This is a genomic window from Shewanella japonica (assembly GCF_002075795.1).
Lineage (GTDB): Bacteria > Pseudomonadota > Gammaproteobacteria > Enterobacterales > Shewanellaceae > Shewanella > Shewanella japonica.
Genome location: NZ_CP020472.1, coordinates 2,831,771 through 2,857,798, shown reverse-complemented (window position 1 = coordinate 2,857,798; position 26,028 = coordinate 2,831,771). Strand labels below are relative to the sequence as shown.

25 protein-coding genes are annotated in these 26,028 nt (G+C 36.4%); 22 read left to right on the top strand and 3 right to left on the bottom strand.

Annotation, left to right across the window (positions count from 1 at the left end):
* The first annotated feature begins 40 nt into the window (after positions 1–40).
* From SJ2017_RS12210 to SJ2017_RS12180, 7 genes are all read left to right on the top strand, one after another.
* Entirely contained in the window at positions 41–970 is a 930-nt protein-coding gene (locus tag SJ2017_RS12210) for an adenosylmethionine decarboxylase (protein WP_080915941.1), read from the top strand.
* 31 nt (positions 971–1,001) lie between these two features.
* Positions 1,002–1,934, top strand: coding sequence for an agmatinase (gene speB, locus SJ2017_RS12205; RefSeq protein WP_055023328.1), 933 nt, complete (start codon positions 1,002–1,004; stop codon positions 1,932–1,934).
* Between the two features lie 234 nt (positions 1,935–2,168).
* Positions 2,169–2,807: a pyridoxamine 5'-phosphate oxidase gene (gene pdxH, locus SJ2017_RS12200; RefSeq protein ID WP_065107867.1), complete on the top strand. Its 639-nt coding sequence runs from the start codon at positions 2,169–2,171 to the stop codon at positions 2,805–2,807.
* Positions 2,808–2,860: 53 nt separating this feature from the next.
* Positions 2,861–3,310, top strand: coding sequence for a YaiI/YqxD family protein (locus tag SJ2017_RS12195; protein WP_055023326.1), 450 nt, complete (start codon positions 2,861–2,863; stop codon positions 3,308–3,310).
* A 90-nt stretch (positions 3,311–3,400) separates the two neighbouring features.
* The gene (locus SJ2017_RS12190) at positions 3,401–3,991 is read left to right on the top strand and encodes a YceI family protein (RefSeq protein WP_080915940.1); all 591 of its coding nucleotides are present in this window, start codon (positions 3,401–3,403) and stop codon (positions 3,989–3,991) included.
* Between the two features lie 53 nt (positions 3,992–4,044).
* Positions 4,045–4,395, top strand: coding sequence for a DUF3802 family protein (locus SJ2017_RS12185; protein WP_055023324.1), 351 nt, complete (start codon positions 4,045–4,047; stop codon positions 4,393–4,395).
* Positions 4,396–4,435: 40 nt separating this feature from the next.
* Positions 4,436–5,314, top strand: a complete 879-nt coding sequence (locus tag SJ2017_RS12180) for a putative ATP-dependent zinc protease (protein ID WP_080915939.1) — start codon at positions 4,436–4,438, stop codon at positions 5,312–5,314.
* Positions 5,315–5,391: 77 nt separating this feature from the next.
* Here the strand turns inward: SJ2017_RS12180 and SJ2017_RS12175 are convergent, their stop codons facing one another.
* The 3 genes from SJ2017_RS12175 to SJ2017_RS12165 form a co-directional block, all read right to left on the bottom strand.
* Positions 5,392–5,835: a hypothetical protein gene (locus SJ2017_RS12175; protein ID WP_055023322.1), complete on the bottom strand. Its 444-nt coding sequence runs from the start codon at positions 5,833–5,835 to the stop codon at positions 5,392–5,394.
* A 21-nt stretch (positions 5,836–5,856) separates the two neighbouring features.
* Positions 5,857–7,821: an EAL domain-containing protein gene (locus tag SJ2017_RS12170; RefSeq protein WP_276328895.1), complete on the bottom strand. Its 1,965-nt coding sequence runs from the start codon at positions 7,819–7,821 to the stop codon at positions 5,857–5,859.
* A gap of 106 nt (positions 7,822–7,927) precedes the next feature.
* Positions 7,928–8,524 carry a transglutaminase-like cysteine peptidase gene (locus SJ2017_RS12165; RefSeq protein WP_080915937.1) on the bottom strand — a complete coding sequence of 199 codons (597 nt, stop codon included), beginning with the start codon at positions 8,522–8,524 and terminating at the stop codon, positions 7,928–7,930.
* Between the two features lie 1,213 nt (positions 8,525–9,737).
* Here SJ2017_RS12165 and SJ2017_RS12160 point away from each other — a divergent pair.
* Genes SJ2017_RS12160 through SJ2017_RS12090 form a run of 15 tightly spaced genes read left to right on the top strand, consistent with a single transcriptional unit; the run spans position 9,738 to position 26,011 of the window.
* Positions 9,738–10,733: an acyltransferase family protein gene (locus tag SJ2017_RS12160; RefSeq protein ID WP_080915936.1), complete on the top strand. Its 996-nt coding sequence runs from the start codon at positions 9,738–9,740 to the stop codon at positions 10,731–10,733.
* A 28-nt stretch (positions 10,734–10,761) separates the two neighbouring features.
* Entirely contained in the window at positions 10,762–11,727 is a 966-nt protein-coding gene (locus tag SJ2017_RS12155) for a glycosyltransferase family 2 protein (RefSeq protein WP_080915935.1), read from the top strand.
* A complete protein-coding gene (locus SJ2017_RS12150; protein WP_080915934.1) occupies positions 11,724–12,638 on the top strand; it encodes a polysaccharide pyruvyl transferase family protein in 915 nt (304 codons plus the stop codon). The genes SJ2017_RS12155 and SJ2017_RS12150 overlap by 4 nt, the downstream gene beginning before the upstream one ends.
* A 17-nt stretch (positions 12,639–12,655) precedes the next feature.
* Positions 12,656–14,071, top strand: a complete 1,416-nt coding sequence (locus SJ2017_RS12145) for an oligosaccharide flippase family protein (protein ID WP_156003264.1) — start codon at positions 12,656–12,658, stop codon at positions 14,069–14,071.
* Positions 14,058–15,203 carry a glycosyltransferase gene (locus SJ2017_RS12140; protein WP_080915932.1) on the top strand — a complete coding sequence of 382 codons (1,146 nt, stop codon included), beginning with the start codon at positions 14,058–14,060 and terminating at the stop codon, positions 15,201–15,203. The genes SJ2017_RS12145 and SJ2017_RS12140 overlap by 14 nt, the downstream gene beginning before the upstream one ends.
* A complete protein-coding gene (locus SJ2017_RS12135) occupies positions 15,200–16,093 on the top strand; it encodes a glycosyltransferase family 2 protein (RefSeq protein ID WP_080915931.1) in 894 nt (297 codons plus the stop codon). The genes SJ2017_RS12140 and SJ2017_RS12135 overlap by 4 nt, the downstream gene beginning before the upstream one ends.
* 1 nt (position 16,094) lies before the next feature.
* Positions 16,095–17,204 (top strand): glycosyltransferase, encoded by a 1,110-nt coding sequence (locus SJ2017_RS12130; RefSeq protein WP_080915930.1) that lies wholly within the window; start codon positions 16,095–16,097, stop codon positions 17,202–17,204.
* The gene (locus SJ2017_RS12125; protein ID WP_055023312.1) at positions 17,201–17,932 is read left to right on the top strand and encodes a WecB/TagA/CpsF family glycosyltransferase; all 732 of its coding nucleotides are present in this window, start codon (positions 17,201–17,203) and stop codon (positions 17,930–17,932) included. The genes SJ2017_RS12130 and SJ2017_RS12125 overlap by 4 nt, the downstream gene beginning before the upstream one ends.
* 37 nt (positions 17,933–17,969) lie before the next feature.
* Positions 17,970–18,656 (top strand): heparin lyase I family protein, encoded by a 687-nt coding sequence (locus SJ2017_RS12120; protein ID WP_167692919.1) that lies wholly within the window; start codon positions 17,970–17,972, stop codon positions 18,654–18,656.
* 23 nt (positions 18,657–18,679) lie between these two features.
* Positions 18,680–19,891: an O-antigen ligase family protein gene (locus SJ2017_RS12115; protein ID WP_167692918.1), complete on the top strand. Its 1,212-nt coding sequence runs from the start codon at positions 18,680–18,682 to the stop codon at positions 19,889–19,891.
* A gap of 10 nt (positions 19,892–19,901) precedes the next feature.
* Positions 19,902–21,302, top strand: coding sequence for an undecaprenyl-phosphate glucose phosphotransferase (locus SJ2017_RS12110; RefSeq protein WP_080915927.1), 1,401 nt, complete (start codon positions 19,902–19,904; stop codon positions 21,300–21,302).
* Between the two features lie 41 nt (positions 21,303–21,343).
* Positions 21,344–22,543 (top strand): outer membrane beta-barrel protein, encoded by a 1,200-nt coding sequence (locus tag SJ2017_RS12105; protein WP_055023308.1) that lies wholly within the window; start codon positions 21,344–21,346, stop codon positions 22,541–22,543.
* An 11-nt stretch (positions 22,544–22,554) separates the two neighbouring features.
* Positions 22,555–23,076: a polysaccharide biosynthesis/export family protein gene (locus SJ2017_RS12100; RefSeq protein ID WP_080915926.1), complete on the top strand. Its 522-nt coding sequence runs from the start codon at positions 22,555–22,557 to the stop codon at positions 23,074–23,076.
* Positions 23,076–25,292, top strand: coding sequence for a GumC family protein (locus tag SJ2017_RS12095; protein ID WP_080915925.1), 2,217 nt, complete (start codon positions 23,076–23,078; stop codon positions 25,290–25,292). Before SJ2017_RS12100 ends, SJ2017_RS12095 begins: the two co-directional genes overlap by 1 nt.
* Positions 25,289–26,011 carry a tyrosine-protein phosphatase gene (locus tag SJ2017_RS12090; RefSeq protein ID WP_080915924.1) on the top strand — a complete coding sequence of 241 codons (723 nt, stop codon included), beginning with the start codon at positions 25,289–25,291 and terminating at the stop codon, positions 26,009–26,011. The genes SJ2017_RS12095 and SJ2017_RS12090 overlap by 4 nt, the downstream gene beginning before the upstream one ends.
* Positions 26,012–26,028: the final 17 nt, after the last annotated feature.

Below are 26,028 nucleotides of genomic sequence, written 5' to 3'. Positions count from 1 at the left end.
GCAGAGCCGATAAAATGGCTCTGCTTTTGTAGGTTTTAATATGTTTTTTGAAGGTTCAGAGAAAAAGATTGAAGTCATTATTGCTGACTCATCTTTGAATATACGTGAATTTGGACAAGCATTCTGGGCTGATATTGTCGCCTGCGCTAATGCAGAAATTCTGTCATCGATCAGTAATGAAGACTGCGATGCTTATTTACTCAGTGAGTCTAGTTTATTTGTCTGGCAAGACCGTTTTGTGATGTTAACCTGCGGCACTACAACACTGGCTGATGCTGTGATGTCATTCATCGAACATGTTGGTGAAGAGTCTATTGCATTTGCCAGTTACCAACGTAAAAATGAATATTTGTCTCACTTACAATCAAGCTCTTTTCAAGATGACTTGAAAAAAATACGCAAAACAATTGCAGGAAATGCATACCGAATTGGCCACTTAGATTCGCATCACCACTATATGTTCAGTACTAAGCGGCCATTTATTGCACGTGATTCAGACGTAACCAATGAATTACTGATGTACCACATTAACGGTAAGGCTGCGGATTATTTACGTGGCGTAAATCAGAGTAAACAAGGTATACAGGATTTATTAGCGTTATCTGAGCTGTTTCCTGATTTCGCTGTTGATGACTTTTTATTTGAGCCATTTGGTTATTCAATTAACGGCATTAAAGGCAATGAATATTTTACTATTCATATCACACCTCAAGAGAAAAGCTCTTATGTGAGCCTTGAAACCAATGTTAATTTAGCCAATCACAGTGTCGATATTTATGCTCGTTTACTGTCAATTTTGAACCCTGGCAGTTGGGATGTGATTGGGTTTAATTCACCTAAGAATACCCAAGGATTTCCTGCTCACCTTTGTTTAGGCAGTTGCTCTTTGGCAACCGAACAAGGTTACAACATTGATTTCAGTCATTATCAGCAACTTTGTCATGAAGTACTGATCCCAGAATATTTGTAGTTATTGGCTTATTGCCTTTACGGAGAGTTTTATGAGCACTTTTGCTGAAAAAGCAGATTATTCACTGTATTCCAATGCATTTGGATATTTACGTCAGCCATTAAATTTTAAACCAACAGAAACCAATGCTGATGTTGTTGTCATCGGTTTACCTTTTGATATGGCAACGACAGGCCGCTCTGGTGGCAGAATGGGACCTGAAGCCATTCGCCGTGCATCTGTTAACCTTGCTTGGGAGGAGACTCGCTGGCCTTGGGATTTTTCTATTTGTGAAACCATTAATGTCGTTGATGCGGGTGACTTAGTTTTTGATTGTGGCGATCAAGAAGATTTCACGACTCGTCTAGAAGCATTTGCAACGCGTATTTTAGAGAGTGACAAAGCCTTGCTAAGTTTTGGTGGTGACCATTTTGTGACATTGCCTTTGCTACGTGCTCATCACAAAAAGTACGGAAAAATGGCATTGCTGCATTTTGATGCTCATACCGATACATATAGCCAAGGTAGTAAGTATGATCATGGCACAATGTTTTATCATGCGCCTAATGAAGGCTTGATTGCGCCTGAAAACTCAATTCAAGTGGGGATCAGAACCGAGTACAACAAAGCGGAGCACTTGTTTGATGTTATTGATGCAGCACAAGCGAATGAGTTAACTGCAGATCAAATCGTCACGCAAATTAAACAGCGGGTAGGTGATATGCCTTTGTATGTCACATTTGATATTGACTGTTTAGACCCTGCTTATGCGCCAGGTACTGGTACACCAGTGTGTGGTGGCCTAACAAGTGATAAAGCAATGAAAATCATTCGTGGATTACGTGGCATGAACATAGTCGGAATGGACGTAGTCGAAGTTGCTCCAGCATATGATTCTGCTGATATTACCGCACTAGCAGGCGCAACACTGGGACTAGAAATGCTGCACGTATGGGCAGAAGGTAAAGGTTTGGTGAAAAAGTAGCACCAAGGTTTATAGCTAAATTAAAGCCAGCGATTATTGCTGGCTTTTTTATATTTAAGAGGTTGAACCTTATTTAGCGTCGTATGCAGACGCCGTGTTGTGGCTATATTCAGAGTGAAGCCTTTTGAAATGACTTGAATCGTCGAGCTTAATGTTTCCCTGAATTTATCCAGTATGTAATGATCATATATCAGTATCTTTGAGTATAATGATGAGAATAAAAGAGGGATATTAATGAATGATTTAACTGATATCCGCCGAGAGTATACTCAAGGTGGATTACGCCGCAAAGACTTACCTGAAAACCCACTTGTGTTATTTGAAAAGTGGATTGAGCAGGCTAAACATGCTGAGTTAACAGATCCCACTGCGATGTGTGTTGCGACAGTGGATGCTGATGGTCAACCCTTTCAGCGCATTGTGTTATTAAAAAAATTTGATAATGATGGTTTTGTATTTTTCACCAACCTTGAAAGCCGAAAAGCTACCCATTTAGCGAATAATGCAAAAACCAGCTTATTGTTCCCATGGCATCCTCTAGAGCGCCAAGTGGCTATTACCGGAGAAGCCGAGCCATTATCGATGATGGAAGTGACTAAGTACTTTATGACAAGGCCAAAAGATAGCCAAGTTGCTGCATGGGTATCAAATCAATCAAGTAAAATTAGTGCACGCCAAGCATTAGAAACCAAATTTAACGAAATGAAAGCCAAGTTTGCAAAAGGCGATGTGCCACTTCCCAAGTTTTGGGGAGGCTATAGAGTTAAGCCGCAAAGTATCGAGTTTTGGCAAGGCGGTGAAAAACGATTACATGATCGATTTATATATCAAAAGTTACCATCCGGTTGGAATATCGATAGATTAGCGCCTTAATTTTCTTAGGGAAGCCAGATTAATGAGCCAGACTTTACTTTAAAGAAGAAAAAATGAGCCATAAAATATGGGTTGATGCAGATGCATGCCCAAACCCAGTAAAAGACATGTTATTTAGAGCGGCAGACCGTAAAACGATTCCTCTCGTACTTGTTGCTAATCAGTTAATTCGAGTACCTGCTTCACCTAATATTTCTGTTGTTAGAGTGAGTTCTGGATTTGATGAAGCAGACAACTACATTGTTGAGCAGCTTAACGCGGGTGATTTGGTGATCACTGGTGATATTCCTTTGGCTGCTGATGCGATAGACAAAGGCGCAGTCGTGTTTAATCCAAGAGGTGATATATACACTGTTGACAATATAAAACAAAGATTAACTATGCGAGATTTTATGGAAGAGCTTCGCAGCAGTGGTGTCCATACAACGGGGCCAAATAGCTTTTCTCAGGCAGATAAACATGCATTTGCACAGGCGTTAGATAAATGGCTGAGCCGTTTATAAGTTCAGAAAATAATAGCTTGGTTGATTCCAGTCGAGTTAATAAATTTTAATCTATAATTTAACTGTTTTTATTCACAAAAGGGATTAATGATGAAAAAATGGCTAACAGCGTTACCAGTGGCATTAGTGTCAACAGCGCTATTATCTGCATCGGCGTTCGCCGCTGACTGGCAGGTCAAGCAAGGGCATTCAAAGGTCAGTTTTATTTCTGTTAAAAAAGGCGATATTGCAGAAGTACATGACTTTAAACAGGTCAGTGGCAGCTTAACCCCTGAAGGAGCATTCAATTTAACGATTGAATTAGTCAGTGTAGATACAGGGATTGAAATACGTGATGAAAGAATGCAAACCATGTTATTCGAAGTGGCTAAATACCCACAAGTGAAATTAAATTCAGTGATTAACCCGAAATTGCTGGCAGATTTGAGTGTCGGCTCAACGTTAATGACACAAATTGATGGCACTATTGATTTGCATGGTAAAACCCGCCAAATGTCGTTTGATGTATTGGTGGCAAAGCTTTCTGATACCAAAATGGTAGTAAGCAGTTTAGCGCCAGTAATTGTACAGGCGAATGATTTCGATTTAGTAGAAGGGGTTAACAAATTACGTGAAATAGCTGGATTAAGCAGTATAAGCTTAGCTGTTCCCGTATCGTTTGTACTCACTCTGTCTCAATAATTATACAATGTGGCTTATAGTTAACAGCTTAAGCCACGTTAATAGGGCATTTAATGGTCACTGATAAAGACGGCTATATTCACTTAATTCAATATTTAACAGAACACCTTGGTTTATTTGAAGCTTCAGAAGATACCAGCATCAATAATCAAACGGTGATGGAATTATTTGAAGATCAACTCTCTGCACAAATCATCATGGTTTGTGGTCAAAACCCTAATTTATCTTTCGCGCAACGTAATAAGGTGATTCGAGAAATCGACGCTATTGTCTATGATCTTGAAGAAATTTTAGCAAGTGTAGCTAGCCATAATGCCACGCCAGAGCAATCAGTTTTTATTACAGAGTTTTCTGGTTTAATCAAAAACCTTTTTGATAAAGAAATCGAACAAATTTTACGATAAACCCGCACCTTGTTTTTAAAAGTCATAATTAGGAATCCAAATGCTTAAATCTGTCATTGTCGCACTATTAATAGGTGGAGTTTCTTTTTCAAGTTTTGCTGTAGACAAACAAGTCTTAGGACAAACTGAGATGATGTCAGTCAGTGCTGATGGCATCGTGTTTGAGGCAAGAATGGATACCGGTGCAGTGAACTCGTCATTACATGCATTAGATATTTCTGTTGCTGGTGGCAGCGCAACTAAAATGAAAGATAATGTGGGTAAAGACGTTACTTTTACTACGTTTAATGAAAAAGGCGAGAAGCAAGTCGTTACTGCTGAAATTGTTGGTACATCTACGGTAAGTAACTCTCAAGGTACAGAAACACGTTATGCAGTAAAGTTACCGATTAAGTTTGGTGATAACACTCGTAAAGTTAAGGTTAATTTACGAGATAGAACAACCATGGATTACAAACTACTTATTGGTCGTAATTGGCTTAAAGGAAAGTATGTGGTTGATGTTTCAGAAAAGAAATTTATCGGTCCAACAACGGGCATTAGCATTGTTGAGTCTGGTTTGATGTTTGATACTCGTATTGATACTGGTGCGGTCGAGAATTCACTTCATGCAACAAACTTAAGAATTAAAGATGAAGATAAAGAAAACATGGAAAACAATGTCGGTAAAGATGTGACATTTACAACCATGAATGAGAAAAATGAAACAGTAGACGTTACTGCAAGAATTCATAGCACGTCACTTATTCGTAATGCTCAGGGTAGTGAAATTAGATATATGGTGACGTTAACCATTGGTGAACCAGGTCAAGAATTCAAAGTTGATGTTAACTTAAGGGACCGAAGCAAAATGACCTATAAATTACTTATTGGTCGCAATTGGCTTCAGGGGCATTACATTGTCGATGTGGACATGTAGTTAATTCAGTTTTGATAGTTATATATTAAAAATGGTACAAAAAACCTGCATAATGCAGGTTTTTTTGTGTAAGGCGATTAGTTACCCGAAATTGTTCCGCCACCACCGCCAGAACCGCCACCTAGTCCTAGTGCACCTGGAGTTGGGGCTGCGCCCAGTGCAAATGCACCCGCAGCAGTTTGAGTTTCTTCGATAACCTCAGAAACGATAGAAGGGTCAATGCCATTGGCTAGCGCGATAGCTAGAATTTCATCTGGATCCATTCCACTTTCAAGGGCTGCAGCTAGGACACTTTTAACGATTGCCATATCGCTATCAGCAGCAATTAAAGCAAAACCAAGTATGTCGGCACTATCAGCAGGATTATTTTGCATTTGAGCCAGAGCGTACTGTGCAGGGGAATTCCCTTCAGCAGAGGCAGTGACCAAACCAGCAGTGAATTCTTCTTGGTTCACTTCTGCATATGCTCCAGATATACATAGTGAAGATATAGCTAATGCTAATAATTTTTGCTTTAACATTATCGTTCCTCGATAAATAGATTAATTAAAGTCTGCTAAGTCTAGCATGGTTGCAGTATTGATTGTTAGTCCATCAATATGATTAAAATTCTTTACAGCGAATAAACCGTTGCCCTGAAGGCCATCAATATTCATGTGTAAACAGTGCTGTGATACTTGTTCTGTTTCGATTTGTGGTGCAATAACATCGATTCCAATGCCGTGACAAATCTGTGTCACCGTTTGAATGAAAAATTGCGTATCTGCCTGCTCTATGTCTCGGATATAGCTGCCATCTAATTTGACAAAATCGATGTCCATATTCTTTATATATTGGAAAGAGGTCAAACTAGAGCCAAATCTTTCGATCGTAATCCCAATACCTGCGCTTTTGGCCTGAGAGATAAATTGCTTCGTGGAATTTAGCGATACCATAGCTGCTGTTTCATTAAATTCAAATAAAATTGGCGGTAAGCGGTGTTGCAATTGGCGATATAAAGTAAATAACCATTGATGAAAGTTAGCATCATGGAGGGCTGTATTACTGATGTTGATGGCAACAGTAGTTTGCTTAATTTGTTGTAGTTTAAGAAAAATAAAGCTTACTACAGCACGCTCTAAGTTATCGAGTAATCCAAGGCGTTCTGCCATGGCGAAAACATCAACAGTGGGAAGCTCTTTACCGTTATGCTTAAAGCGAACAAAAGACTCAACATATAAAATATTATTATCTTTATCGACTACAGGTTGCATAGTGAGATCAAATAATTTTTCCAATGGGATGCATTTAATACTGAAATCAGCACTACTCGCATTTGCTATTTCATTTTGATAATAGTCAGTGAACTCAGAAATAATATTGACCCATTCGGAGCGCGAACGTGCTTCGTTGGGAGTCGCAATATTGGACGTCATCGGAGAAGCTAAATAATTGTCGTGTGTGAGTAATGTATCTAAACGCTTTGTAACGTCGGTAAAAGAATCGGTTAACGACACTTTAGTAATAACTTGGTTAGCAAAACCCTCTTCGAAACGAGAGGAATTGGCAATGTTGAAGGCATCTAGCATATTTTGGCTAAATTCATTTGCTATCTCTTCAGTGACATAAGCCAGAATTGCAAATTCAGAACCTGAAATTCGGTATACATCGATACCTTCTATATTATGACTTAGAGATAAAAGCAGCTCCGATCCTTCACTAATATAGCTATCACCGCTGCCATAGCCCTCATTACTATTAATTGATTGGAGTGAGGGCATTGATACTAAACTGACAAAAAAACGATCCCCTTGTATCTGGGCTTCAGCTTGTAACGAATCAAATCTTTTTAGCAATGCTCGACGGTTAGGGAGATGAGTTAACGAATCAACATATACTTCTTGTGATAGCTGTTCTGCAAGTGCTGTTTGTTCAGAAAAGGAACGCTGAATATTGGCAACCATGGTATTCATAGCATTGACAACAGTACGTAACTCAGTTGTAAAAGGCTTCGAAGGGTTAAAATTAAATTGTTTTTGAGTCACTTCTTTTGCTTGCTTTTCAATAGAAAGCAGCGGGATAAGCACCGATTTTAAGATGAAGTATGAAAAGATTAGGGCAATGAATAACTGTAAAAGTGTCGATTTTAATGCGCTGATACTATGATCATAAAGTGCTGTGTAGGATGTCCCTGCATTAGATTGTACTTTTAATATCCCAGCCAATCGCCAACCGTCACTCACTTCACTTTGCATGATAGGAGGTTGTAATGTGAACCAGTTCATAAACCATTGTGGTACTCGGTGAGCTAACGTTGGGTTAGTTCGCTCAAATAGAATATTGTCATCAAAATCAGTGAATCGGATAAATTGATAGTAACCTGAATCGAAAATGGCATTAGTCATTATCTCTGCTGTCACTAAGCCTTCTTCATCCATGTATGGTGAAATAGATAACCCTAGATTATGCGCAGCCCCTTGTGCGTGAGAGGCCAGCTGATCATTCAGATAATCTTGCATGTTTGACACATTATTATATAAAGACGCGCTCAAGGTAAAAATGCATAAACTTGAAACCAAGATATAAAGTTGTGCTCTGAGTGAAAGTCCATTTGAAAAATTCAAGTTATACCTCTTAATCGCCTTGTTCTATTCGTTTGAGTAACTCGGTCCAATTTTTATTACCGGTACTAGTCGGTTTAGCATTACCAAGACCTTGAGCCTTTGCTAGCCATAGCCCTTGGCCATTAAATGAATATATCGGCTTCAGATCAGTTCTTTTATTGGCTGGTAAAATTTTAGTTTTAAGGTTATCTAATACTAATGGCATGTCTCTCAAGTTTTCGAAATAGACTAAAACCATATGGGGCTCGTTTATCGTTAATGCTCTAACGTACATTAAACGCAGTTTGGACTCATCAACCCCCATTGCCTTTAAAGTAAAAAATTTAAAAATGGCATAATCTTCACAGTCCCCACCTCGGGTACCTAAAGACTCGATAGGTGTTGCCCAGTAATCATTTTTACCCCAGTGATCAATATCTAATCGATACCTTATCTTTCTATTAGCAAATTGATTTACCAGATTGAGACGGCTAAAGTCATCTAAATTCTCACCATCTTCAATCAATTGTTGCCAGTCTTTAAAATCTTGAACACTGTTAATGCCATAACGGTTTTCAATGTCTTGATAAAAATTGTCGGTAAAAAAGTAATCGGCAACCGTAGCCATGCAAGTCAAACTAATAAGACTTACAACACTAAGCGCTTTGATTTTCAACTGAATAAAATGCCTAAGTTGATTTATATTGCGACTAATTAGCAAATTTTCGATTGTCCACTTTTATCATTGATGGCTTAACTGAGTGAATGTCTAAACAATCATAACGTAACGGCATTAGAATAAAAACCATACTTATAGTAATTGAATCAATATATTACACAGCCATGCCAAGTGTGTCTGGTTGTTTTATTGAGCTAGTTCTCGTTATTTTAAACTTTAGTATTGGTTACAAATATTTCTGTTTTATTGCTATCTCATCAAAATAACCCATCAGAATTCATAGAATTAACAACAAGGTGTTTACCTTGTTGTTAAGTCTGTCAGCTACATTAGCCCCGCGTTATCTGTCACTTTTTCCTCTGGTCGAGGTGAATTTATCATCTAAATGTTAAATTAAACCACTCTTTAGTAGCCGCTTTTATGTAATTAAATAACGTAAAAGAAATTTTTGATCACATAAAATCAACTGATGTTGCGGTTTGTTGTGCCTTGTATTTGGCGAAAAATTGACGGAATTATGTGCAAAAGTCATCGGGCATGATACCAACTTTTGGGATTTAATAAGCAATAATAATAATTTTTTTGTTCAACCCCATAATTTCGCGAGTTGGCATAAGTATTGATTGCATAACCGTTTACAGGGTTTTGAGTAATAGAAAGTTTTTTGATCTATCTATCTTGTTGAAAAGGTGAGTGTTTTATTTTTGTGGAACAGGGTGCTGAAAATATTGGTGCTTTGGCGCCTCATTGTAGTGCAATTTAATCTAGTCGTAATAAACAAAAAATATAATCGTTTGTAGCTAAACAGGATTAATTGGCAAAAAAATAAAAATAACCTTTCACCTGTGTCAAAAACTTGACTATAATGAGCGCTTTTTTGAAGCCAAGAAAGTAAATTATAGCTAAGTCGTTAAAATATAACGGTATGCGACAAAGTGTTACATCAAGATCTTTTTTAGTGTTTCTTTGTTGCTGTTTTGTTGTGATTTAGCGTTGGCTTTCAGAGTTTATCGCCATGCTAAGTAACGACTAACTAAGTAGAATTTTCGATATCAGAAGATTGTTCTTAAGTAGCATAACCAAAATTTGGAAATCCTAGCGCACTGGAAGCTATAAATTCAGGGGCGGTAGCGTGGCAAAATAACCCTGCAAGGTGTGTAAAGTGACGGCGGCCATTACAATCAATTCTAGATTTCAAAGTAACATTGACAGTCTAAGAGGGTTAGCATGTTTTATGTTGGTCTTGTATCACGTCATTGGATCAACACTAGAGTATGGTTTAAAAATCGAAAACGGTTTCTTAAGAGAACTGAATGATATTTTTATCTATGTAAGAATGCCACTTTTTGGTTTGTTGGCTGGTTTTGTTTATGGATTAAGGTCTGTTTCGGCAAATTATCATAATTTTGTCACTAAAAAGGCAAGAAGGCTTTTACTGCCCATGTTGTCGGTCGGTACGTTATTTGCGATCACTCAATGGTTGGTTCCTGCAAGCAATAGTGAAGAAAATTTGTTCCTTATCCATATTTTACCAGTAGGGCATTACTGGTTCATTGAGTCGTTATTTCTCATTTTTTTGTTTGTAGCGTTAATTGAAAAGCTATTCTTTTCTATCAGTAATAATGCGAAACCCTACTGGCTTATATTATTAGTCATCATGACTTCTATATACATTTTAGGCGTAAACATAAAATACTTTTCGATAGAGGGGGCTTTCTATTTATTGCCATTTTTTTTAATAGGTTGTTTATTCTCTCGTTTTCGTATTGATTTTAGTTTGTTAATCAAAATTACGCTGACTTGTTTTTGTTCGCTGATTGTTTCTCATCTTTTTTTTAGTGAGTTTGCAGAAATGCTAGAAAGAGCGAATAGAGTGTTTATAAGCCTGCTTGTTTGTATTCTATTGTATGTGTTTAATTTTAAATCAAAAACATTTAGTGCCATAGGTCGCTTTTCATATAGCATTTTCCTGTTTCATGTTTTTTTTACAGCTGCTACGAGAATCGTTAGCCATAAACTTGGTATAGAAAATACATCACTCATCATTTTTACAAGCTTATTTACCGGTATTCTTGGACCAATAATTATTGAGTTTGTTTTTAATAAAAATAAGTATTCTGACTTTATTTTCTTCGGGAATAAATTAAGTTCAAATTAGTTTCTACTTGGATAAGCTGGACCCTTAAATGACAATTGATAAAAAAGTTGATGTGATTATTCTTTCCTGGGATCGTGCAGAAGATACTAAGAAAGCCATTATTAGTGCAGTAGAACAACAAAATATAGATTTAAATGTTTATGTAGTCGATCAAGGTTCCAAGATTGAATGTGTTCAAGATATTGAGACGCTTGTAAATGAATATCCAAATGTTCATTTACAAAAGAATATAACGAATACAGGGGTACCAGAAGGGCGTAATCAAGCTTCGGAATTAGGTAACGGGGATTATATTGTATCACTTGATAATGATGCTGAATTTCTAACGGCTTTTGAATTAGAAAAAGTAGTAAAAGCGTATGATACTAGGCCAAAAACTGCTGTTATTGCCTTTAATATAAAAAGGTTTGGTACAGAAAGTAATGATGAGTCAAGTTGGTCTTATGGTTTATCAAGCGTGGATTGGTCCAATAGGGATTTCTTTACTACGCGTTTTGTTGGTGCTGGTCACGCAATCAGAAGATCTGCTTTTGAACAAGTTAATGGCTATGATAATTCATTATTTTTTCTCCATGAAGAAGTTGACTTATCGAGACGGTTCATCAATTTAGGTTATGAAATAGAGTATCTACATAATATTGGAGTTGGTCACAAGGTCTCTGCTGAGCACAGGGTTGCATGGAATGCGGGTCGTTGGACTTATCATGCTAGAAATAAAACATATTTATCTTTAAAGCTGAAATCTCCAATGTTGAGCGTCGTGTTTCATTCATTTCTGTTGCAAATAGATGGCTTAAAAAAAGGGATGCCTATCGATACATTAAAGGCAACGTATGCTGGTTTTAAAATGTATCAAAAAAATAAGTTTTATTTTAACCTTGCTGAATGTGCATTTAACCCTGATTCAGAAGAGTATTACAGGAAGTATACCCCTGGTGCAGATGGCAGTGTACCAACAAGGATTTTAAGACGGATTAAGGGAATTATAAAGTGATTGAAGTGAGTTGCAGCGTTAGTAAGCTGCTAGAGCAAAAAGAAGAGTTACTGACGGTTTTTAAGCCACTTCTTGAAAATAAAAAAGTCTTGTTTCTTGATGTTCCTGTAAATTTAAATGTTGGTGATAGCCTGCTATATCTAGGAACACTGGAACTGTTCAAACTATTAAATGTGACAGTCATTGATTCTATTTCAGCTTATGAACCAGCGAGATTAGATAAACTACAAATTGAGGAAGATGTTGTTTGCGTATTGCAAGGCGGAGGTAATTTCGGAGATATTTACTCCTTGCATCAAAATTTTAGACATTTAGCTCTGTCTAAATTCCCTAATAATCAATTTGTTTTGATGCCGCAGTCTATACATTATAGTAACTTAAATACGTTTAAAGATGATTGTGACTTATACAGAGCATGTAGAAACTTCAGCATTTTTGTCAGAGATGAACACTCTTTTGAGCAGTTTGTGTCTGAAAATGTCAGTCAAGTAACACTTTGTCCTGATATCGCGACTGTTCTTTTTGGAACGTTTAACCCATCAGAAGCCGCTATAGATTCTAAGCTGTATTTTCTAAGAAAAGATGTTGAAGCGGCACCCAATACAGAAACTGCAATATCTGTTGACTGGATAGACATTATTCCAAAGCATCTCAATAGGTTATTTGAAATAAGCAAGTTTATCATTAAGAAAAACAATAGACTTAATATTCGCGGTTTAACTGGATTTCTTGTAAATAATTTACATACAAAATTGGTACATAAAGCCTATAGCTATTTTATTGGATTTAAAACAATCAAAACGGATAGATTACATGGGTTGATTTTAAGCCAGTTGCTACAAATGAATTGTGAAGCTTTAGATAATAAATATAAAAAATTAGAGCGATATATTAAGCGTTGGTACGCTTAATATAGTTGGAGATTAAGTTGTCTAAAAGTTTCTATTCTATCATTTGGATAATATCGGAAAAACTCGGCGCGTCATTTATTTCAATGACCTCGTTTTTTATTTACGCATATTTTCTAACGCCAACTGAAATTGGTATCGCAACTATGGTCTTAGCCGCATCTATGGGCTTGGGGCAGGTTGTTGGTACTTTATTTCAAGATCCAATGGTGTGTGTTAAGAAACTCGAAAAGCAAGCAATTAATACCGTTTTTATCGGAGGACTAACGTTATCCTTATTGACTGCTTTGCTTCTCGTTCTTGTTAGTTTTTGGGTGACAGAGAGTGTTGATTATCAGCAATTAGCCCTTACTTCATCTGTGCTTATTCCAATATTGTTTCTTAATGCTATTTATACAGCGCTGTTACGCAGAAGACATGCATTTAAGTCATTATCTCAGCGCTTATTGATTGGTAAATTACTGGGAGCGTCTTTAGGTATAATAGGGGTGACGTTAGGGTTTGGCGCCATGTCCATGGTAATCCAAGCTATTTTAATAGAGTTTTTCGGGCTTATCTTTTTAATTAATGCTCAAAAGATTACTTTGTCTGGTCGGATGGACTTCAAAGAGCTTATTAACATTACTCATCTAGGTGTCTCTGTAGCACTGCGTAAATTAAGCTGGGAAGGGTATATCAAAGGGTTACCATTACTAATTGGTGCAACCCTCGGAGCAGGAGCCGTTGGTGTATTTGCTTTTGCATGGCGAATTGTGGACATGCCAAGGACTGCATTAATGAGTGGTGCAATTTCTTATGCACTACCAACTTTTTCTGCACATAAAACATCGACTTGTCTACTTGCTGATTTTATAAAGTTTTCAAAAGTGTCGATGTTAATTTTTGCCCCATTATTTGTCGGCTTAGCGTTGGTTGCTGAACCTTTAATTTTAACGATATTTGGCGAAAAATGGATTGATGCAGTTCCTATCATCATAGGATTAGCTATTTGTACTGTTGTGTCATTAACGACGATGTATATCCCAACAGTCTTGACTGCGCTGTTAACACCAAAAACAACGCTAAAAGTTGATATTTTATCAAGCGTTATTTCGCTATTACTGTGCTACTTATTAATTCCATATTTAGGTTTATATGCTGTTGTAATGTCAATTTTGTTTAGGTCTTTGTTTAATTTACCATTTACGACTTATCAGATGAGTGTTCGATTAAATATACCTGTTTTAAAACAGTTCACTATACATACTAAAACGTTTATTTCATTGTTTTTTATGTCATTACTGGTGTTAGTGGCACAAGATAACTTTGTGCTAAATAATTTCTACATGTTAATGGCATCAATTGCTATAGGTGTATTGATTTATAGTTCGTTCATTATGTTGCTTGAAAAGAGCTTCTTAACCACGTTTTTAAGGCGTTCTAATGAAAGCAAATAAGTTAACAGTGGCTATTAATACTAATAAGTACCTGCCTTACTCTGAAACATTTATAAAAAATCACATCGAGGGCCTACAGCAATTTAACGCTGTTGTATTGGTCAGTGAAAAATTATCAGATGGATTATCGGTAAGGTGTGATAATGAGCTAGTTTTAAATACTAATTTATTCGGAAAAATAAAAGATATTATTTATAAGCTTGGTATCAAGCTTCCATCGATTAGTCGCTTTTTTAAAGATAATAATGTAAGACTTGTTCATAGTCATTTCGGGCAAAACGGTTATGCTTCAATTGGCATAACAAAAAAAAATAGTATTCCGCATATTACAACTTTTCATGGATTGGATATTTCCCTTGATCACGTTAATTCACAAAAACATGGAAAACTGTTAAATAAATTTCATAAGGATATGAGTAAACTTGCTGATAATGGTGATGTATTTATTGCAGTATCAAATTTTATAAAAAAGAAATTAATCAAAAAGGGATTTCCGGAACATAAAATTATCACCAATTATATTGGAATAGATACAGCATACTTTTCAAATAATAATGCTGATAAAGAGAAAAAAATATTATGTGTAGCAAGGAATGTTGAATACAAAGGTTTATCGTATTTGATTGATGCTATGGCAATCATATTAAAGTATCACCCTGATTGGGAATTGGTCATTATCGGCGATGGTATTTTACATGATTCATTAAAAAAACAAGCAAATGCCATTTCTCCTCAAATTAAATTGAAAGGACGTCTTTCAAGCTATGAGGTGAAACAAGAATTAAGTACAGCAAGTCTTTATTGTCAACCTAGTATCCAACTTGAAAATGGCCATGAAGAAGCCTTGGCTCTCACCATTGTAGAAGCACAATCTATGGGGATCCCTGCAGTTGTTTTTGACTCTGGCGGAATGCCCGAAGCCATTATCAATAATCAATCAGGATATGTGGTCGAACCCAAAAATACGCAATTACTTGCCGAAAAACTGATTTATTTAATTGATAACCCATCAATTAGAGAGGCATTTAGTACTGCAGCGATTGAGCAAGTTAAGACAAGACATTGCTTTAATAAACAAATAGTAAAGTTAGAAAAAATTTATAACGAAGTCATTGGAGTACAAAAAACATGATGTTGTCAGTTGTCATTCCTTCTTATTGTGCAGAAAAGAACCTAGATCCTTGCTTGCAATCAATAGATAGTCAAAAGGATGAAAATGTAGAAGTCATCGTGGTTGATTGCTCTCCACACGATGAAGTTAAAAGTATTTGTGAAAAATATCAGTTTGTTACCTTTATCAAGTCAGAGGTTCGGTTTAACCCTGGTGAAGGCCGCAATATCGGTGCTAAAGCAAGTAAAGGCAGTCATTTAATATTTATTGATGCTGATGTTGTTTTGGAGCAAAATGCCATTGCTAACATACGCCGAAATATTACTAACGGATTCAATAATTTTGGCGGTGCTTTAGAGTTAAATCGTGATATCAATAATGACTTTTCAGCTAACGTAGAGCACTTCTATTTCAATCATGAATCTCAATCTACACGAAAAGTTAAAAAGCGCAGTAATTTAAGCTCAGCATTTATGATCTTCGATAAGTCAGTGTTTCTTAATTACGGTGGATTTAAAGATATACCTAGAATGCAAGACACTGAGTTAACAGAACGTTTGGTTTCTAATGGTGAAACGTTATATCTAGCTCCTGATGTTATTGGCTATCAAATTCAAGACTCTCCATTAAAAAAAGTACTTAAAAAGATTTCAATAACGGGTAATAACCTATATTTCATTCGTTACGGTAATCACTCAGAAAAAGTGTTATGGAAAATTTTGATGGCGATGATCTTGCCATTATTGATGTTAGCTAAAGTGACTCGTATTAACGTTCGTCAATTAAAGTATGCCTTTAGTGTTCCGAACTTACTTATTTACAGCCCATTTATGTATGTTTGCGGTATTTATTGGATGCTCGGATTCTATCGCGGCTTGATTGTGAATGATGGAATAGCTTCAGGGCGATAAAATGCACATATTTTTCTTTTCAACTTCTGAGGATTTCTCAAGTTATCATAGAAAACGCGAAGTCGAGGCAATTTCAGAAAAGTTGGATGGTGGTTGTACGTTCTTTAATCGACCAAGGTTTTTTTTAGGCTCTCGTAACAATAAAAACGCGCTCGCTAAAAGCTCATCTAAGGTAACTGAACAAGAGTTATATACATTATTGCCTCTGTCTATCGCTTTTAAGCATAGTCTTTTGCTGTTTTTATTTGTTAAGTTGCCAATCTTATGTCAGCTAACGCTATATCGAATGAAGAATGATATTTCACAATCCTCATTATTTCACTGGATATATAAGCCAGATCAATTTTTGTACCTTCCAACCGACAATTTAGTGTATTTACAATACGATAACTATAAAGATGATAAAGGATATTTTTACGGCCGGAATGAGCGATTTGATGAGACTGTCGAACAATGTATAAATACCAGCTTAGTAAGCTTATTTACCAGTAATAGGTTACTTCAACAGGAAAATGTTAAACGCAGTCATTCTTTCTACTATCCAAATGCAATATCTCGAAGCTTAATTAACCAGAATGTACCTAATAATATAGTGGTTAAAGATAGCGTCACTATTGGATTTATTGGTCAAATTGATAACAGTTTTAGCAGTGAAATACTTGAATCAATTGCCACACAGTACCCTCAATATCAGATAGTGCTTGTTGGTCCGGTATCGAATGCTAAGGCGCAAGAGGTTATTGATAGCCATTCAAATATTATCGAGAAAGGTTATGTGCCTTATGAGGAATTAAGCGAGTTAATCTCTACTTTTGATATTGGCATTTGTCCATATTCTTTCGACACATTTAACACATATCGCAACCCGTTAAAGGTTTATGAGTTTTTCTCGTATGGTCTACCTGTCGTTTGTACCAATTGCGATGTAGATGAGAATACAAAGGGTTACCTGTCTGTTACTTCTTCGGTAGATGAATTTATTCAAAAAATTTCATATGAATTAACGACAAACACAGTAGCGAAAAAACACTTTCGCATCAATTTTGCGAAAAATAATTGCTGGGATAACCGCGCTGATTTCGTCATTCAAAAACTAAAGGCTTTTACGTGAGTTCAACTTTTAAAACTTTAGCTGAGAAATTAACTATTTATTCTCAACCAGAACAAGCTATTCAATCCATTCAAAATGCATTAGAAGCCAAAAAAACGGTGACTGTTGCGTTTGCTAATGCTCACGGTTTCAACTTAGCAAAACAAAATAAAGATTTTTATCAGCACCTTTTGAATAGTGATTTTGTCTTTCGAGATGGAATAGGGGTCAAATTGTTATTTAAAAATTTAAACATGGATTTTGGTTTTAATTTAAATGGCACTGATTTCATTCCTCAATTATTAAGCCATTTGGCAAACAAATCATCGCAAAGCTCCACACCGCTGAAACTTGCAATCTTTGGTACTAGCGATGAAATCCTTCAATCTGCTAAACCCGCTTTTGAAAAACTAGGCCTAGAAGTTGTTGCTGTAAAGAATGGTTTTGCAAGCGCCGAAGATTACGTTTCACTGTCGAAATCTGTGCAAGCTGATATTTATTTGCTTGCGATGGGAATGCCAAAACAAGAAATGGTGGCAATGCAGTTAACCACAGAGTTAGATAAAGGATTAATTATATGTGGTGGGGCAATAGTTGATTTTCTTGGTGGTAAAGTGAAACGTGCCCCTTCATTTATCAGAAATATGGGGCTTGAGTGGCTTTACAGGCTTCTAATAGAGCCAAAGCGGATGTTTAAGCGCTATGTAATTGGTAATGTTAAATTTTTATACTCAACTTTACATGCGTAATATATACCTAGCCCTATTTTTCGCTTGCTGCCTGTTAATGACTTTAATGAGCGCTGCACAATCGCAAACATCGCAGAGTTTTAACGAGTGGGGACGCGAATGCAGTTCAAGCGAGCATCAAATAAATACCGATAATTTTTACTCGTCTTTAGGTTACCGAGAAAGAAGTAAGAAACGTTGTGAAATAACTAATCAGGCAGATTTAGTGCTAGATAAACCTTTTAGTCTTTCATTCAGTTTCTCAACGAGCAGCGTAAATAAAACAGATAGTCAGTGGCACAGTATTTTCCAAATACATTCATTTCCAGATAAAAAAATGGGTGAAGACTGGCGTTGCCCTGTCATGGCATTAGAAGTGTTAAACGGTCAATTACGTATGTTTAATCGTTGGGATAAAAGTCAGCTATCAATAACTGATTCTGGTCATTGTTCAAACTCTGGAAATACTATTTCTTCTCGGTTATTTTTTGCTGATTACGACATTGAACCTGACAAAATCTATGAGTTCGAATTAAAAGGAATATTATCAATATCCGATTCAGCATGGCTAACAGTTAACATTAATGGTGAGCAAATTGCTTCTTTGAAGGGGCCGAATACGTTTAATGACAACAAAGGCCCATTTATTAAATTAGGTATCTATAAACCTACTTCATGGCGCTTAGGTGAACGATTTAACTATTCATATTCGGATTACACATTTGAGGCAATATCTTGGGATTAACTAGGGATAGATTAGAATACATTTTGCTTAGTACGATGCTTTTCCTGGTATTTTTTAGAACTTCAGGAATCGGCATTGGTTATCCAAATGTTGAGTCTCAATTGGGATCAGCAAGTTATCTACCTCAAAAACTTGCTCAGGCGTTAATTTTGGGGCTAATCATTGTATATGTTTATATTTACCCTAAATGTTTGCAGGCTCTGCGTTTTAACTCAGTTTCATTAATGCTGCTTGGTCTAGCTATAGTCTTATCTATTGTGCTGTCGCATTACAAAGGGCTTTCGGTAAGATATTTATTGTCTTTTGTTGTGGTGATTTTGCCGTTATGTTTTTACCGTGCACGATTTGGTATAAATGCGATGGTACATAATTTCTCCGTTTTTGTTTTTTTTGTATTAATCTGCAGCTTTATTTATGCTTTGCTTCTTCCACAATATGGCATCATGGCAGCAAATCATGCAGGGGCGTTAAGAGGGCTTTTTTTACATAAAAATGTATTTGGCTTCTTTTGCGTATTAACCTCACTATTTTGTTTGTATTATATAATTTCAAAAAATGCGAGTAATAATAAATTATATGCATTTATTTATTTTTTAAGCTTTATCGGTGTTGCAAAGTCACAATCTACAACATCTTTAGTTTTATTTGGTTTAGGATTGATTTGTTTTGTCTTTTTTACATTTATTCTAAGTTTGTCCAACCCTAAAGTCAGAGTCATTCTTTACTATTTATTTCTCGTCATTGTGTTTGTTAGTACGTTCACTTTTTCAGTGTACTTTGAGCAAATTACCTATGCTTTAGGTAAAGACCCTACGTTAACTGGCAGAACGGAGTTGTGGGAAATACTGTTTTATGTCGGTATGGATAAACCTTTATTTGGTCATGGCCTAGGCCTATTTTCAAGACCAGAGATTATGCATCAGTTTTCACTGGATTTTGGTTGGGAAGCAAAGTCTGCACATAATTCGTTTTTAGATGTTTTTCTAGGGATAGGATTTGTCGGTTTATTTGCCTTTCTATCGCTTGTTTTAACTAACATATTCAAGTTTCCATTTAGTCATTATGCATCAGCAAATAGAGTGCTTTCCGCTTCAGGAATTGTCACTATTTTGTGTTTTGGATTTTCTGAAAGTGGTGCATTTATGGGAGTTGGCTTTATTTGGCTTACTTTCATTATATTTTTATTTTTAAGTTCGAATACCTCATTTAGTCGTAATCAACTAAATCAACATTAAGGTTTTTATAATGTTAGCTAATAACTCTTTCTCATTAGAAACTGATGGATATAGTTTTCTATATCGTTTGGTAGATATATTTATAATTATTACAACATTTGTTATAGCTGCATTATCATATGGTATTGAATTTTCGCAAGACTATTTTACTTTAATCATAAGTACACTATTAATTTACGCTTACTTGTCAGAGTCAATGCAATTATATCGCTCTTGGCGAGTAGGTAAGTTCTCGAAAATGATTTTGTTATTAAGCTGTATTGTGTCGCTTACTTTTATGTGCTTATCGGCAATTCTTTTTATTTTTAAACTTGGTGATTCATTTTCTAGGGTTGTTATTGTTGGTTGGTTTTTCTCTGCATTTATTTTATTAATCAGTTGGCGAGTCGTTACGAAAGTTATTAAAAGTAACAGACGTAAAAGTGGTCGGAACAATCAAGATATTGCCATCATTGGCTTAACAAAAAGTGGGCATCAACTTTACGATGAAATCGAGCAGCACTTTGAATTAGGTTTTCGTTTTGCAGGTTTTTACGATGACAGACAGCCGGATAGAATGACTGGTCTGCCAATTAATTTGTTAGAAGGAAATATCGATAAAGCGATTGATCTAGCAAAAGCTGGTCGCATTCAAAAGTTGTATATTTGCTTACCTATGGTGGCTGAAAAAAGAATTGCCGAAATCATCAAAAAAACCGGTGATACCACAGTGGACGTTTTCATTATCCCTGACTTCATGCTTAAAAACTTGATGCAAGCAAGGATTGGCAGTGTGGGCTCAATCGATACTATTAGTGTATTTGAGTCGCCGCTAAATGGAATGAAACATTTTTATAAACGTACGTTTGACATTATTTTCAGTGCCGTTGCTATTATTGCGCTTTCTCCATTATTAATCGCGATTAGCATCGCTATTATGCTGAATTCGAAAGGGGCTGTGATATTTAAACAAGACAGATACGGCTTAGATGGTCGCAAGATTAAAGTATGGAAGTTTCGTTCCATGACTGTGGTGGAAAACGCATCAGTGGTCACGCAAGCAACAAAAGGCGATGCTCGTATCACCAGTGTTGGCAGGTTTTTAAGAAGAACATCTTTGGATGAATTACCTCAGTTTTTTAATGTGTTATTTGGTGATATGTCAGTTGTTGGTCCTCGTCCTCATGCTGTAGCCCACAATGAAGAATATAGAAGCCTTGTTTCGTATTATATGCTCCGCCATAAAGTCGTGCCAGGTATTACAGGATGGGCTCAAATCAATGGTTGGCGTGGTGAAACAGATACCCTAGATAAGATGGAAAAAAGAGTTGAGTTCGATTTAGCATACATACGAAATTGGTCCTTAATGTGGGACTTCAAAATTGTATTTATGACTATTTTTAAAGGTTTTGTTGGAAAAAACGCTTACTAACAGTTTATTTAATTAATGATTAATTATTAAGGTCAAAGGAAATGAATCCTAAGTTTAAAGTAAAAGCATTAGCATTGGTTGTTACAAGTTTTATGAGTCATTCTGCTTTTTCTGCGAATGAAAATGCGAGTGTTATTAGAACGGAATCTGGCGTTGATATCACACCAGGTTTAAATACGGCTCTGAAATACGATGATAACATTGCTAGTTCAAATGATAATAAACAAGACAGTTGGATACTAACTGTTACGCCTGCTGTTAAAGCCGAATTACTTGATGGTAATAATGCTTATTCAGTAGAAGCGGGTCTAGAGTATGCTGAATACTTTGATAGTTCAGATGATAATTATCTTGATTTCTTATTAAAAGCTAATGGCGATGTTGAGATAAATCAATCTAATAAATTTAACCTTAATGCTATGTATATTAATGGTCATGACGATCGAGGTACGGGGATTTTTGCTGGTGCTGGTGGTGTACAAGATGAGCCTAATACATATGAATTGTATTCGGTAGGGGGGTACTACGAATATGGTGCTCGTGGGACGCCAGCACGAGTTCAACTTAACGCTAAGTATTTTGAGAAACAATATACCAACTTTAAGTCAGTGACACAGTACCGTAATTATAATGATGTCATTTTAGGGGCGACATTTTTTTATGATACTCAATCATCAAGTAGCTTTTTCCTTGAATTGAAGAACATCGACACGAGTTATGATGAACTTGACCCTACTGGGGATCGCGATAGTCAAACTCAAAATGCCAAACTTGGTATGAGCTGGGAAGCCACATCAACGACAGAAGGTCACGTTAAGGTTGGTTATCAAAATAAATCGTTTGATAATAGTGACAGAGAAGATTTTAGTGGTATTGCATGGGATGCGAAATTAACGTGGAAACCATTAACATACAGCCAATTTGATTTCACAACAGGCCGTGATAGTAAAGATCCTAATAGCTTTGGTGACTACGTTAAAGAAACCAACTATGGGGTAAAATGGAAACATGAATGGTCTGACTTTTTAGCAAGTACAGTTGCGTATACATTCACAAATGAAGAATACACAGGGGTTGCTCGAGAAGATGACACTAGCTCAGTAAGAGTTGCATTAGAGTACGCAGTTACTCGTTGGTTATTGATAAAACCAGGAGTCGACTTTAATCAAAATTCTTCAACTGAAGATAGATTCGATTATGATCGCAATGTTTATTTCATCCGTGCTGAAATGACAATGTAAAGGAGAGGTCGTTGAAAACTATAATTTGTTCACTTGCTATTTTTTTATTTGCCATAACTGGAAATGTTTATGCCAATGAAAGTTATCGTTTAGGATCTGGCGATACCATTATTATTCAAGTTTACGGTGAAGAAGCATTAACGTTAGAAACACAAATAACAAATAGCGGTAAAATTAATTACCCTTTTTTAGGTTCTTTAAATGTCAAAGGGTTAACGATTAAAGAAGTTGAACACTTAGTTTACAACGGCCTTAAAGGCGACTATTTCGTTAAACCAAATGTATATGTTGGCATGATTGAGTATCGCCCATTTTATATTCATGGTGAAGTTAATAAACCTGGTGGTTATCCTTACAATCCTGGAATGACAATTAACCAAGCTATTGCGCTAGCTGGTGGATTAACGGAAAGAGCATCGAGAGATAAAATATTCATATCTCGAGAAAACAGTAAAATCGACTCAGAAAAAGGGTCAATTAACAGCAAAATAAATGCTGGCGATACTATTACAATTGAACAGAGATTCTTTTAATGATTCAAAACGATAATCAAGCAACTTCTTTTCTTCAGCAACCTATGGATCAGATTGTTGATTTTAAGAAAATGTTTAAGCCACTTTTTCGATATAAATGGCGAATACTGACGTTCTCAGTTTTGGTATCTGTATTAGTTTCGTTTTTTCTATTAAGTATGACACCGATTTTCAGTGCGACTTCAACGTTATTAATAGAATCAGAGCAAGCGAAAGCGATTAAAATTGACGAAGTGTATGGTATAAACTCTGGTCAACAAGAGTATTATTTAACCCAATTTGAAATAATAAAATCTCGCACTATTGCAGAAAGAGTTTTTAATGATTTAGATTTAATTAATCATCCTACTTTTAATCAACCGCCTAGTTTACTTTCTCAGCTAAAATCGAATTTAAAGTTTGTCCCCAAAGAACAAGCTGGGGAGTTTAATGTCGATGAAAATGCGGTAAAACAACGTTTGATAGAAGGCTTTTCAAAGAATATTTCAGTTTCACCTGTCAGAAATACGCAATTAGTTAAAATCAGTTACGAAAGCCCTGATGCTAATCTTGCTGCACTGGTTTCGAATGCCATTGGTGATACCTATATATTAAGTCAACTCGAAGCTAAATCTGGCATGACTCATAAAGCGAACGTCTGGTTAGGTGGTCGTTTAGAAGAGTTGAGGCTTAAGCTTGATGAATCTGAAAATCGCCTTGAAGAGTTTAAAATCAATAATGGACTTATTGACGTTGAAGGTGTTACTGCACTAGATGCTAAAGAACTCGAAAGCCTGCGTGACGAAATAACGTTAGCACGGTCACGAAAAGCCCAAGCTGATAGTTTCATGTCTGTGGTACAACGATATGGTGCAACTGACATCAGTAGGCTCGAAAGCTTGCCAGAAGTGACGTCACATCAATCAATTCAAAATGTGAAACGGGAAGTTGTTTTAGTCGAAAGAAAAGTGTCTGAATTAGAACAAGTTTACGGCCCTAAACACCCTAAAATGATTGCAGCTTATGCAGAACTCGCTACCGTTGAGAAAAACCTACATCGACAAATTACACGCCTTGTTCAAGGTATTGAGGATGAAGCAAAAACTGCCGCGCAAAAGCTACAAGATCTGCAAGCACAGTTCAATGATTCAAAAGGCTCTTATCAAAACTTGAGTAGTATTGATACTGACTATCGCCGTTTGGTCCGTGAAATTGATACAAATCAGCAATTGTTTGAAAGCTTTCTTGCTCGTCAAAAAGAAACCGAAGTGACAGGGGATTTTGACTCGCCGATTGCAAGGTTTACCGATAGAGCTGTTGTCCCGTTATTACCGGTTAAACCTAAGAAGAAAGTGCTGGTTTTATTAACCTTCTTTGCAAGTTTAGTTTTTGGTGGCGTTGTGGTGCTTTTACTTGAGGCCTTAAATGACACGGTAAAGAGTAATGAAGATGTAGAAAAGCTATTGGCTCAACGTGCATTAGGTTACATTCCGAAAGCAAATAAAAAAGCCTCTTTCGAAGATATTAATTTTGCATTCTATGACAAAAACCTCCCGTTACATTCAGAAGCTGTACGTACAATTAGAACTTCTATCTCTTTGATGAGCATTGGTGGTGATTTAAATACCATTGAAGTCACTTCTTCTGTGCCCAACGAAGGCAAGACAAATGTCTCAATGAATTTAGCATTTGCTTATTCGACGATGGAGAAGGTTCTGCTTATAGATGCGGATTTACGTAAATCAAGTTTGGGTGTGCGATTTGGTTTACCAACATATCAACCGGGCTTGGCTAATTTACTGGCTAAAACGGACACAGTTGAAAATTGTATTATTAGCAATATTAAGCCAAATGTAGACATCATGCCAGCTGGTGCTATTCCGCTAAATCCACAAGAACTTTTATCTTCTGAAACGTTTGCTGATCTATTAGCTGAGCTGAAAAAGTCTTATACAAAAATCATCATCGATACACCACCTGTGCATGCCGTCAGTGACGCATTGGTTATATCTTCGAAATGTGATGCGGTAGTTGTCGTTGTAAAATCTGCTAATACACGGATTGATGCTATAAAAATGACCTTAGCGAAAATCAATCAAGCACGTGGAAAAGTGGTTGGTGTTGTGCTTAATCAGTTTAATACTAAAGAAGCGAAGCATTACAACGGTGATTATGGTTATTATCAAGCATATGGCCAAGACTATGCTATTAAACAAGATAACGAAAAAGCATCATGATAGATCTGCATTGTCACATTTTGCCTGGTATTGATGATGGGGCTAAGTCACTAGATGAATCGATTGCTCTGCTACAGCTTGCAGCAGAGCAAGGTATAACCCATGTTGTTGCTACGCCACATATCCATTTGGGAATTTTCGACAATACGTTGGCGTCCATCAATGCCGCATACGAATTGTTGGTGAATGACACTCGGTTTAGCCAGTTAAACCTTGCCCTTAATACAGCTGCAGAAGTGAGAATTTGCCCAGAAATAATCCCATTTATTGAAAACAGTCAAATTCCTTTTCTCGGAAAATACCAAGATAAAGACGTGTTATTGTTAGAGCTTCCAAGTAGTCATATACCGCCTGGTGCTGATAAATTAGTTCGCTGGTTAGTTGCTCGCAATATTATTCCTATGATTGCTCATCCTGAAAGAAATAGGGAACTTCAAACTCACCCTGAACGAATTCAAATGTTTCAAAGGTTGGGGTGTTTATTTCAATTAACTGCATCTTCACTTCTTGGTGATATGGGAGAAAAGCCGCTGCAATTAAGTCAGTTATTTTTAGAACAAAATCTTTATACTATTATTGCTTCTGACTCTCATTCGATAAACCGTCGTCCGCCTAAATTAAAACAGGCATATCAAGTCGCTGAAAAACTCGTAGGTCAACATCGCGCTGATGCATTGGTGCTTGATAATCCTAGAGCCATTTCTGAGTCATTATTTTAAAAATCATGATGAAATTT